Annotated in this window: 11 protein-coding genes; 6 read left to right on the forward strand and 5 right to left on the reverse strand. The window is 64.1% G+C overall.

Annotated elements, in window-relative coordinates; all coding sequences use genetic code 11:
* The 5 genes from pdhA to A3728_RS05395 form a co-directional block, all read left to right on the forward strand.
* The coding region (gene pdhA, locus A3728_RS05375) for a pyruvate dehydrogenase (acetyl-transferring) E1 component subunit alpha (RefSeq protein ID WP_067920946.1) at positions 1-862 on the forward strand (862 nt) is incomplete at its 5' end.
* Positions 862-1,248: a VOC family protein gene (locus A3728_RS05380; protein WP_067920948.1), complete on the forward strand. Its 387-nt coding sequence runs from the start codon at positions 862-864 to the stop codon at positions 1,246-1,248. The genes pdhA and A3728_RS05380, both read left to right, overlap by 1 nt.
* A 1-nt stretch (position 1,249) precedes the next feature.
* Positions 1,250-2,671, forward strand: coding sequence for a pyruvate dehydrogenase complex E1 component subunit beta (locus tag A3728_RS05385; protein ID WP_067920950.1), 1,422 nt, complete (start codon positions 1,250-1,252; stop codon positions 2,669-2,671).
* A complete protein-coding gene (locus A3728_RS05390) occupies positions 2,668-2,922 on the forward strand; it encodes a hypothetical protein (RefSeq protein ID WP_067920952.1) in 255 nt (84 codons plus the stop codon). The genes A3728_RS05385 and A3728_RS05390 overlap by 4 nt, the downstream gene beginning before the upstream one ends.
* The gene (locus A3728_RS05395) at positions 2,922-4,307 is read left to right on the forward strand and encodes a pyruvate dehydrogenase complex dihydrolipoamide acetyltransferase (RefSeq protein WP_067920954.1); all 1,386 of its coding nucleotides are present in this window, start codon (positions 2,922-2,924) and stop codon (positions 4,305-4,307) included. Before A3728_RS05390 ends, A3728_RS05395 begins: the two co-directional genes overlap by 1 nt.
* Before the next feature lie 74 nt (positions 4,308-4,381).
* On the opposite strand, the gene A3728_RS05400 is transcribed toward A3728_RS05395, so the two are convergent.
* Positions 4,382-4,630 (reverse strand): DUF6552 family protein, encoded by a 249-nt coding sequence (locus A3728_RS05400; protein WP_067920956.1) that lies wholly within the window; start codon positions 4,628-4,630, stop codon positions 4,382-4,384.
* Positions 4,620-5,324 (reverse strand): SDR family oxidoreductase, encoded by a 705-nt coding sequence (locus A3728_RS05405; RefSeq protein WP_067920958.1) that lies wholly within the window; start codon positions 5,322-5,324, stop codon positions 4,620-4,622. The genes A3728_RS05400 and A3728_RS05405 overlap by 11 nt, the downstream gene beginning before the upstream one ends.
* A 115-nt stretch (positions 5,325-5,439) precedes the next feature.
* On the opposite strand from A3728_RS05405, the gene A3728_RS05410 reads away from it, so the two are divergent.
* Positions 5,440-6,327, forward strand: a complete 888-nt coding sequence (locus A3728_RS05410) for a LysR substrate-binding domain-containing protein (protein WP_443069041.1) — start codon at positions 5,440-5,442, stop codon at positions 6,325-6,327.
* Positions 6,328-6,420: 93 nt separating this feature from the next.
* Here the strand turns inward: A3728_RS05410 and cysE are convergent, their stop codons facing one another.
* The 3 genes from cysE to A3728_RS05425 form a co-directional block, all read right to left on the reverse strand.
* On the reverse strand, positions 6,421-7,233 hold the full coding sequence (gene cysE, locus A3728_RS05415) for a serine O-acetyltransferase (protein WP_067920962.1): 813 nt from the start codon (positions 7,231-7,233) through the stop codon (positions 6,421-6,423).
* Positions 7,234-7,315: 82 nt separating this feature from the next.
* Positions 7,316-7,618: a DUF7742 family protein gene (locus tag A3728_RS05420; protein ID WP_150120657.1), complete on the reverse strand. Its 303-nt coding sequence runs from the start codon at positions 7,616-7,618 to the stop codon at positions 7,316-7,318.
* An 8-nt stretch (positions 7,619-7,626) separates the two neighbouring features.
* On the reverse strand, positions 7,627-11,418 hold a 3,792-nt coding region (locus A3728_RS05425; protein ID WP_067920966.1), incomplete at its 5' end, for a baseplate multidomain protein megatron.

Consider the following 11,418-nt stretch of genomic DNA (forward strand, 5'->3'; position numbering starts at 1 on the left):
GGAGGCGGTCGTCGTCGGGCTGGAAGCCGCGGCAGAGGAAGGCGACAGCCGCATCACCACCTACCGCGACCACGGCCATATGCTGGCCTGCGGCATGGACCCCAACGGCGTGATGGCCGAACTGACGGGGCGCGAAGGGGGCTATTCCAAGGGCAAGGGCGGCTCCATGCACATGTTCTCGAAAGAGAAACGCTTTTACGGCGGTCATGGCATCGTGGGCGCCAACGTGCCGCTGGGCGCGGGCCTCGCCTTTGCTGACAAGTACCGCGAAAACGACCGCGTCACCTTTACCTATTTCGGCGACGGTGCGGCCAACCAGGGCCAGGTCTATGAGACGTTCAACATGGCCTCGCTGTGGAAGCTGCCGGTGATCTTCGTGATCGAGAACAACCAGTACGCCATGGGAACCTCGCAGAAACGCTCCACCTCCACCCCCGATATCTACACCCGGGGCGAGGCCTTCGGCATCCCCGGCGAAGCGGTCGACGGGATGGATGTGCTCGCCGTGAAGGATGCGGGCGAAAAGGCCGTGGCCCACTGCCGCGCGGGCAAGGGGCCCTATATCCTCGAGATCAAGACATACCGCTATCGCGGCCATTCCATGTCGGACCCGGCCAAGTACCGCACCCGCGAAGAGGTCCAGAAGATGCGTGATGAGCGTGACCCCATTGATGCGGTGCGCAGCATGCTGCTGGAAGGCAAACACGCCAGCGAGGACGATCTGAAAGCCATCGACAAGGAAATCAAGAAGATCGTCAACGAAAGCGCCGAATTCGCCAAGGACAGCCCCGAACCCGCGCTGGAAGAACTCTGGACGGATATCTACGCCGAAGGCGACGCCCCACAGGAGGCCAGCGCCTGATGCCGCATTTCGAGATTCACGCGGCCGACGTGGACGCCGCGAAAAGCTTTTACGGCGGCCTCTTCGGTTGGCGGTTCGAGCCGATGAAGGGCGGTGAAGCTGCAAGCTATCACCTGATCGAAGGCCGCGATATCGGGCAGGACAAGGGCGTGACCGCCGGCATCATGGCCCGCATGGGCGACGCGCCTGCCGCGGGTTCCGCGATCCGGGGCGGCACCATGACCTTTGCGGTCGAGGATTGCGATGCCTCCTATGCCTGGGCACTGGAAAACGGCGGGGCCGAAGCGCTCCCGCCCGTGGACTATCCCGGCGTGGGCCGCTGCGCCTATGTGGAAGACGGCCAGGGCAATGTCGTCGGAATGATCACTTCTATGGAGGGCAACTGATATGGCCACCGAAATTCTCATGCCCGCCCTCTCCCCCACGATGGAGGAAGGCACCCTCGCCAAATGGCTGGTGAAGGAAGGCGATACCGTATCCTCCGGCGATATCATGGCCGAGATCGAAACCGACAAGGCCACGATGGAATTCGAGGCCGTGGATGAAGGCACCATCGGCAAGATCCTCGTGGCCGAAGGCACCGAGGGCGTGAAGGTGAACACCCCCATCGCCGTGCTGCTCGAGGAAGGCGAAAGCGCCGACGACATCGACAGCGCCGCGTCGGGCAATGGCGCCTCTGACGAAGATGCGAAAAAGACCGATGAGTCCTCCGACGGGAAGCAGGCCAAGCAGGACAGCGGCAAGGACGAGCCTGCCGCGGGCCATTCAAAGCCCGAACCCGAAGCCCCCAAGCCCGACGAGACCCCGGACTGGCCCGCCGACACCAAGCTCAAGCAACAGACCGTGCGCGAAGCCCTGCGCGATGCCATGGCCGAGGAAATGCGCCGCGACGAAGATGTCTTCCTGATGGGCGAGGAAGTGGCCGAATATCAGGGCGCCTACAAGATCAGCCAGGGCCTGCTGGACGAATTCGGCGCCAAGCGCGTGATCGACACGCCGATCACCGAACATGGCTTTGCCGGTATCGGCGTCGGCGCGGCTTTCGGCGGACTCAAGCCCATCGTCGAATTCATGACCTGGAACTTCGCCATGCAGGCCATCGACCAGATCATCAACTCCGCGGCCAAGACGCTCTATATGTCCGGCGGCCAGATGGGCGCGCCTATGGTCTTCCGCGGCCCCAACGGCGCCGCCGCCCGCGTGGGTGCCCAGCACAGCCAAGATTATGCCGCCTGGTACATGCAGATCCCCGGCCTCAAGGTCGCGATGCCCTATTCCGCATCGGACTACAAAGGCCTGATGAAAACGGCGATCCGCGATCCCAACCCGGTGGTCTTCCTTGAAAACGAAATCCTCTATGGCCGGTCCTTCGACGTGCCGGAGATCGACGATTACACCGTACCCTTCGGCAAGGCGCGCATCTGGCGCGAAGGCTCGGACGTCACCATCGTCAGCTTCGGCATCGGTATGAGCTATGCCCTGCAGGCGGCTGACAAACTGGCCGAAGACGGGATCGAAGCCGAGGTGATCGACCTGCGCACCCTGCGCCCGATGGACACGGACAGCATCCTCAAATCCGTCCGCAAGACCAACCGCTGCGTGACCGTGGAAGAAGGCTGGCCCCAAGGCTCCGTGGGCAACTACATCTCTTCGGTGATCATGCAGGAAGCGTTCGATTACCTCGACGCGCCGGTGATCAACTGCACCGGCAAGGATGTCCCCATGCCCTATGCCGCCAATCTCGAAAAACACGCGCTGGTCACGACCGACGAAGTGATCGAGGCCGTCAAGAAGGTGACCTATAAATGAGTGCCGCATTCCAGTTCGATGACGATCGCGGAGCCTACATCCTCGCCGGGCCGGGCGGTGACACCCGCTACCGCATCGTGGTGCCCGAGGATTTTGTACAGGAAGAAGCCGGGGCCGGGGCGGACGCCGACGCGCGCCTCGAATGGTTGCGCGCCAACCTGCCGCAAATCCTCGCGGCCTATACCGCCCGCGTCGAAGGCGGCTGGGTCAAGGCCCCATGGGACCGCGTGCTGGTAGAGGAGACTGACTGATGCCGACCGAAATTCTCATGCCCGCCCTCTCCCCCACCATGGAAGAAGGCACGCTGGCCAAATGGCTGGTGAAGGAAGGCGATACCGTATCCTCCGGCGACCTGCTGGCGGAGATCGAGACCGACAAGGCCACCATGGAATTCGAAGCCGTGGATGAAGGCACCGTCGGCAAGATCCTCGTGGCCGAAGGCACCGAAGGCGTGAAGGTGAACACCCCCATCGCCGTGCTGCTGGAAGAAGGCGAAAGCGCCGATGACATCGCATCGGGCGGAGATGATGCGAAGCCCAAGGATGATGCCGCAGACAAATCCAGCCATGCCGAACCGGCAGGGGCATCCGACAAGACCGAACCCACCGCCGGATACGGCCGCGGCGAAACTGACGCGACACCCAAGCAAGGCAGTGGCGGCACCTCCGGCTCCGAAGGCAAATCCGCGGACAAGGGCGAACGCATCTTCGCCTCCCCCCTCGCCCGGCGCATCGCGGCGGACCGCGGGCTTGACCTGAAGGACATCGAAGGCTCCGGCCCGCACGGGCGCATCGTCAAGTCCGACGTGGAAAATGCCGAACCCCGCAAGGAAGGCGCGCCCGCGAAAGACAGCGGCAAGGCGGCGGACGAAAAGGCGGCCCCGGTCGTTGCACCCGCAAAGGCAGGCCCGACCGCCGAGTCCATCATCAAGATGTACGAAGGCCGCGATTTCGAGGAAGTGAGCCTCGACGGGATGCGCAAGACCATCGCCAGCCGCCTGACGGAAGCGAAACAATCGATCCCGCATTTCTATCTGCGCCGGGATATCCAGCTCGACGCGCTCATGGCGTTCCGCAGCGATCTGAACAAGAAGCTCGAAGCGCGCGGTGTGAAACTGTCGGTCAACGACTTCATCATCAAGGCCTGCGCGCTGGCCCTGCAATCGGTGCCCGAGGCCAACGCCGTCTGGGCCGGCGACCGCATCCTGAAGCTGACCCCGTCGGACGTGGCGGTGGCCGTGGCCATCGAAGGCGGGCTCTTCACTCCCGTCCTGCGCGATGCGGATGCCAAGTCGCTCTCCGCCCTCTCGGCAGAGATGAAAGACCTCGCCACCCGCGCGCGCAACCGCAAGCTCGCCCCGCAGGAATATCAGGGCGGCAGCTTCGCGATCTCCAACCTGGGCATGTTCGGTGTGGAAAACTTCGACGCGGTGATCAATCCGCCCCATGGTGCGATCCTCGCCGTGGGTGCCGGGGTCCGCAAACCGGTGGTGGACGACGCAGGCGAGGTAAAGGTGGCCACGGTGATGTCCGTCACGCTTTCGGTCGATCACCGTGTGATCGACGGCGCGTTGGGGGCAGAGCTGCTCAACGCGATCAAGGACAACCTCGAAAATCCGATGATCATGCTCGCCTGACGGCGGGTATGACCCGCAGCCATGGAAGGCCCATTGCATGAAGTTGCCCGGCGCGGGGATGCGCCGGGCGCGCGTTATTGGCTGGCCATGCCCAACAACATCGCCCCAAGAGCGACGAAGTGGATCAGCATGATTGCCCTATCGTTCCAGAGCACCCCGACGACCAGCCAGCCAAGGACGCCCGCAAGGAACAGGTAGAGGTTCCAGGGCGTCCAGCCGAAGCCGGTACCAGCATAGCCCAGCATCTGGATCACAGAGGCCGCCCATTTCACGACAAATGCGGTCTGGCTATGCGGTCGAAGGTTGGTGCATTCAGACGCCACGCGTCAGCCCTCCGTCTATCCGCCAGTTCTGGCCGGTGACGTAACCGCCCTCTTCTGAAGCAAGCCACGCGATGAGCGATGAGACTTCGGCTTCCCTGCCGTAGCGACCCAAGGGGATACGGGCGCGTCGTTCTTCGGTTTCCGGCAAGCTGTCGATGAACCCCGGCAGCACATTGTTCATGCGAATGTTCTGCGCCGCATGCTTGTCCGCGAAAAGCTTGGTGAATCCGGCCAACCCCGCCCGGAAGATGCCGGATGTGGGAAAAAGCGGATCGGGCTCGAAGGTCGCGAAGGTCGAGATGTTGATGATCGCACCGCCGCCTTGGGCAGCCATGATCGGCGTAACGAGCCGCGTAGGACGGATCACATTCAGAAGATAAACGTCGAGGCCTGCGTGCCAATCCGCATCCGTCATTTCGAGAACATCGCCCTTGGGGCCATGCCCGGCAGAATTCACCAGAACATCGATGCGGCCCCACCGGTCCATCGCACCCTCAACAAGCTGCGCCAGATCCTCTGCCGACTGGTTCGACCCGGTGACGCCAAAGCCGCCGAGGTCCTTGGCCAACGCCTCTCCCTTCCCGGAAGACGACAGGATGCCGACCTGGAAGCCGTCGGAGGCAAGGCGTTTCGCCGCGCCCGCACCCATCCCGCTGCCACCTGCGGTGATAATCGCTACTTTTTCTGCTGTCATGATATAATTCCTCGCTTGCGGAAGAGATGTAAAATCACTGTATACATCAACATATATGGAATAGGGTGTATCCGACCAGCCAGATGCACTGAGGTTTGAGTGTAGATAATCTATGGTGAATGATGAAACCGACCTTCCGCCGTTGAACGGGCTGCGGGCATTCGTGGCCGCGGGCAGGTACATGACCTTCCGCGCGGCGGCAGACGATTTGCGCGTGACCCAAGGGGCGGTGGCGCAGCAAGTGCGCGGCCTTGAAGATCATCTGGGCCTACGCCTGTTCCTGCGAGAACCCCGCGGCTTGGCATTTACAGAGGAAGGACGCGCCTACCATGTCGCTGTTTCACGCGCTTTCGCTCAACTGTCGGAGGCGACGGCGGCGCTTCGATCAGCCCCCTCCCGGGTGACGATCAGCGTGACCCCTACATTCGCGTCGAAATGGCTTATCCCTCGACTTTCGGAGTTTACCGAAGCCTGCCCCGGGATCGACCTGCGCATCACCGCGACGGAGCGGATCGCCAGCTTCCATGCCGACGGGATCGACATGGCGGTCCGTCAGGCGCGGCCACCATTCGGCGCGAGCCTGCGTGCAAACCTCTTGTTTCGTCAGGACGTTGTGGCAGTCTGCGCGCCCGGTCTGGTGGCGGAAGAGGATCTGCCCCTCGATGGGGCGTCACTCTCCCGCATGACGCTCCTGCATGATACGCACGATCTTTGGCCCGCATTCATCGAAACGGCGTTCAAGCGTACCGTCGAACCGGCGCGCGACCTCCGGTTCAACCAGACAACACTGACGCTCGACTCGGCACTTGCCGGTCAGGGCATCGCATTGGCCAGCCGTTTTCTGGTGCAACGGGATCTGGAGGCCGGGCGGCTCGTGCAACCGATCGACAGCGTTCTTGCCGGCGAACTGGATTTCTATCTGCTGATGCCCCGGCAAGCCGCATCTGATGCCTCCCTGCAGGTCAGGGACTGGCTGTTGGGCACGATAAAGGAACAGCCCTAGCTGGCCCGTGTCTGTTCCCCGGGGGATTTATCCCGCGGGAACGCTCCGTATTGTGCGGCATGCCCGCGCAAAATTGACCAAATAAGGTGTGTATCAGGTCTCGTGCGGGCCCAGCATGTGGTTCATCGAAACCGAAGGCTGCTCGCAGCCGGCCTCGCCCACGATCCGGGCAGGTATCCCCGCGACGGTCTTGCAGGGCGGCACGTCCTCCAGCACGACGGAGCCTGCCGCGATGCGGCTGCAATACCCGACGGAAATATTGCCCAGCACTTTCGCCCCCGCGCCGATCAGCACGCCATCCCCGATCTTGGGGTGCCGGTCCTCTTCTTCCTTGCCGGTCCCGCCCAGCGTCACCGAATGCAGCATGGAGACATTGTCGCCCACGACAGCGGTTTCGCCGATCACGATGGAATGGGCGTGGTCGATCATGATGCCCTTGCCCATCCGCGCCGCCGGGTGGATATCCACCCCAAAGATCTCGCTGATGCGCATCTGGAAGAAATAGGCCAGATCGAAATGCCCCTGGGTCCACAGGTGGTGCCCGATCCGGTACGCCTGTATCGCCTGATACCCCTTGAAATAAAGGATCGGCTGCAAGAGGCGATGGCAGGCCGGGTCGCGTTCGTAGATCGCCACAAGGTCCGCCCGTGCGGCCTGAAGCAGGTCCGGCTCCGCCTCATAGGCCTGTTCGACCACCTCGCGCACCACCATCATCGACATCTCGTTGGAGGCAAGCTTTGCCGCAATCCGGTAGGACAGCGCCTTTTCGATGGATTTGTGGTGCAGGATGCAGGCGTGGATGAAACCGCCTACCAGCGGCTCCTTGGCCACAGCGGTCTGCGCCTCTTCGGTGATCCTGTCCCAGACGGGATCGACTTCCGCCAGTTTGGGCTTGAGTTCGGCCATGTCGCACGTCCCTTGCTGATGCCAGTATACCCCATGCCGCATCGCCCGATCAAAGGCAAACGGCTGTTGATTCCCTCTCAACCTATGCAGTGGGGCGGGCGTGACAAGTGGAAGCGGCGGATTTTGCCTCCAGCGCGCGCAGGATCACGAGCAGGCAGGCAAGGTGATCCGCCTCGTTGACGGCCGCCGCCCGGGCCTGCGGATACTGGCCCGCTGCCGCTGCAAGCGTGCCGTTGCCCCAGCGGGGATGCACCTTGCCGAGCCTGCGGGCATAGCGGTCCGCCCAGTCGGCTTCGCGCAGCATGCGGTGACAAAGGCGCAGGCGGTCCCCCGGCGGGCAACCGCCCAGTGCCCGGGCCGCCGCGATCAGATCACTATAGAACACCGCCCGCATCAAAGAGCGGCAACGAGCCGCGCCGCCGGGCCTGGCCCGTACCGGGCGGAGACCTGCTGCACCGTTACCTCACACAGGCCACCAGCGCCGTCCGCATCGCGCATCGGCTGCGTATACTCCCAGAACGGCGCGTTCAGGCTCTCTTCCCGCAAAAGGCTCCCATCCTTGAGAACCTGCAACAGATATTGTTCGCTCTCCTCGCCCAGCGGCACCTCGCCTACGCCCCATGGGTCGCCGTCTACCCGCGTGCGCCTGATCCATTCCAGTCGCGTGGTCCCGCCCGTTCCCGCGACGTGGCGCAAATGGCAGGGCGCATAGGGCCGCAGCCCGACACCTTCGAAGCTGGCCTCGATATGCGTATAGGACGGATCGTCATAACCCTTCGCGGCGGGGCCGATGCGCAGATGCTGCATCACGCCGCGCAGGTTCGGCGGCAGATCGATCTGCTCCGCCGCACCGTCCAGCAGGACGAACCAAGCGCCCGGCGGGCGAACAAGGGGCACCACGCCATCCGTGCCGGCCTGCCCCCGCAGCCGCAGTGAAAGCTGATAGGTTTGCGGCGCAATGAGCCGCGCCTCGGCAAATTGAAAAACCTCCCACCCGCCGGGGCTGCCATCCCCGATCGCCGCAAGATTGGCGCCGCCCAGCAGGTCATCCGGCGAAACCGACTGTAGCGCTCCGCCCAGCAGTTCGACCTCCAGCACGGGCCCCCGGTCAAAGACGCCCGAGCGTGCCCGCCAAAACGGCGTGCGCGTCAAGCCGATGGTGGCGGGCCGGTCCAGCAGGGTATCGGGGCGATACCCCTCGTCGCGCGACGACCGGTAGACAGATACCCGCTCGGGCCAAGGCCGCGAAAAGGCCGCGACCCGCGGTGCATGAGGCACCTCATCCCCCCGCAGCAACGGCAGGTCCAGAAGCAGCGCGGTAACCGGCGCCGGCGCCGCGAAACTGCGCATGGTGGCAGGCAACTCCTCCGCCGGGCCCGTGCGATAAACCTCGAGTTCGATACGCAACGCATTGACGATCTGCGCATCGCCTTGATCCACACGGTCGATCCGGTATCGCTGCGCTCCGCTCCCGTCAGGCCCCGGCAGTGCGACGACATCCCCGGGGCCCAGATCAGAGCGTGACGGTGGAAGCGCAAAGCGCGCCCTGTCCCGCCCCACCCGCGCCTCCATCAGCCAGCGGAGGGCGACCTGCCGCCCCTCGCCCCGGGTCATCAACAGGTTCACCTCCGCCCCCGATACGCTGAGGGTTTTATCGTCCGAAAGTGTCGCCTCTTCTGTGATGGCCTCGAAACTTCCGTCCGCTTCAACGAACTGCACCCGCACCCGGCCCGAAAGCTCGCTCTCCGCCGCGCGGGTCCGGATCAGGGTCGCACCCAGATCATCGGTCTGTGCAAGGCGTTCGGGGTCGAGCGGCACGGGCTTCTCGCCATCCCGTTGGCGAAACTGCAACTGCCCCTCCCGCTCCACCGCGTCGAAAGCATGGCGTAGCATCAGCGGTTGCAGCGCGGCCCGACCCGTCCCGACCCGGTCCACCAGATAACCGCGCACCGCGCCATGCGTCCTGCCGGTCTCCACATCTTGCACCCCGGCTTCATCGCAGATGTCACGCACCACGGCGGAAAGCGCCCAGTTCGACGTGCGCCCGTTCAGCCAGTGGCCCCGTCCGTAGTTCTCCCCATCGCTCCAGCGGGCGCGATCGTTCGGAAAGGCGGGAAAGGGCCGCGCGTCCCAGGCCCAGGCAAAGGCGCGCGTCATGTCGATCATCGGGCCGCCGTAGTCGGCGGATACCGGATTATGCGCAGGTTGCGCCCAATAGCTCGTTACCGCGCGCAGGTATTGCATCTGCAGGTAATCGTCGCGCCCCCCGTCCGAATAATGCGGCAGACGGCTCTCGGAACTCTTCGGGTCGAGGAACTTGTTGGGCTGGTTCGTCCCCTTGTCGATGGCCGCACAGCCATATTCGGTGAACCATATGGGTTTCGACCCCGGCTGCCATGCCGTCGGCTCGGCCTCGCGAACACCGCCGATCCGCTCATGATGGGCATTGGACCACCAGCCGCGCAGGTCCTTGTAGCGATGGACCCAGGGCTCCCCATGCGCGCCGTCGGTAATGGGCGTTCTGATCTGCAGATCGCGCGCCTCTTGCGAACGGTAATACCAGTCGTAGCCTTCGCCCCCTTCGATATTCGCCCGCAGGTAATCCGCATCATAGATGCTGTTCCACCGCCCCCGGTCGAGGTGGTCGTCCCCCTCGCGCCAGTCGGACAGCGGCATGTAGTTGTCGATGCCGATGAAATCGATGGTCTCGTCCGACCAGAGGGGATCGAGGTGAAAGAACCGATCCCCGCTGCCATCCTGCGGTGCATAGCCGAAGTATTCGGACCAATCCGCGGCATAGCTGATCTTTACTTCCGGCCCGAGGATGGCGCGAACCTCCCGCGCAAGTTGCCGCAACCGTTCCACCGCGGCAAAGACACCGCCCGCACCCCGTATCTGGGTCAACCCCCGCATTTCGGAGCCGATGCAGAACGCGTCCACCCCGCCCGCCGCCTTGCAGAGCGCCGCATAGTGAAGGATAAACCGGGCAAAGCCCCATTCTGCCGGTCCCGAATACCTCACCCCCTCCGCGCTCACCGTGAAATCATCTGCTTTCGCCGCCCCGAAAAAGGCATCGACCTGCGCAGTGGCATCGTCCGTCCCATCACTGCTGAGGGGGCGGCCCGGCGCATGTTCCAGCGTGATCCGCCCGCGCCACGGCAAGACAGGCTGGCTTTGCGCGTCGCTATAGGGATCGGGCAGCATGTTTCCGGCCAGCTGCTCCATCAGGATGAAGGGATAGAACATCACCTTTTTCCCCACCGCCTGCATGGCGGCGATGGCCTCCATCACAGCGGCATCGCAGGGGGTGCCGCCATAGACCGGGCGGCCATCCTGCCGGGCGATCTGCTCGGCCTCTGCACGGGATAGGCCCGAAACCTGCCAAGGCATCGTTTCCCCGTCTATACGCACATCCTCCACCTTGGGCCGGACCCGGCACCGCCCGCAGCGCAGATCGTCGCCGAACCACGAAACCACCAGCGAAACCGCCTCCAACTCCGGCAGATCCCGCGTAAGCTCGCCCAAAGAGACGGCAAAATCAGTCTCCCCCCGTGGGGTGGCGACATTGGCGCTCCGCCGAACGCCCGGCCCCTCCAGATAATTCACCGGCGTGGTAGCAAGCGCATATTCCCCGGTTCCGGGGATCAGGGCCACACCGCGAAGGCCGTAGGTGGGGGTGAACGCCGAACCCGGCGCGCCGCGCTGCTCGGGCCGGATCACTTCAAAGGAAAACTGCGGCACCCGGTTGCCGAAACGTTCAAGCGACAGGTCCTCCACCACCACATAGGCCGTGCCGCGATAGGCGGGCACCAGTCCCGCCCCCTCTACGGCCTCCATCGCGGGGTCGGGCAATTGGTCCGCCGATCCTGTGTAAACGCGCATGTTGAGATCGCTGGCCGCAATTTCCGTCCCATCGGCCCAGACCCGGCCGATGCCCGCGATCTCACCCTCGCAGAGCGCAATCGCAAGGCTGACGCTGTAGCCGTAACTGCGCTGCCGGGGCGCGGCAGGCTGGCCCTTGCCACCGCCGCTTTCCGTCACTGTTTCGGTAAAGTCCGACGCCCAGATCACATGACCACCCAGCCGCATGCGCCCGCGCAGCTGCGCAATCGCCGCCCCCTCCCCGGCACCCGTCAGGCGGAACCTGTCGACGCGCCCCGTCTCCACCGCTTCGCTGCCCTGCCC

It is taken from the genome of Sulfitobacter sp. HI0040, assembly GCF_001634885.1.
In the GTDB taxonomy this organism is placed as follows: domain Bacteria; phylum Pseudomonadota; class Alphaproteobacteria; order Rhodobacterales; family Rhodobacteraceae; genus Sulfitobacter.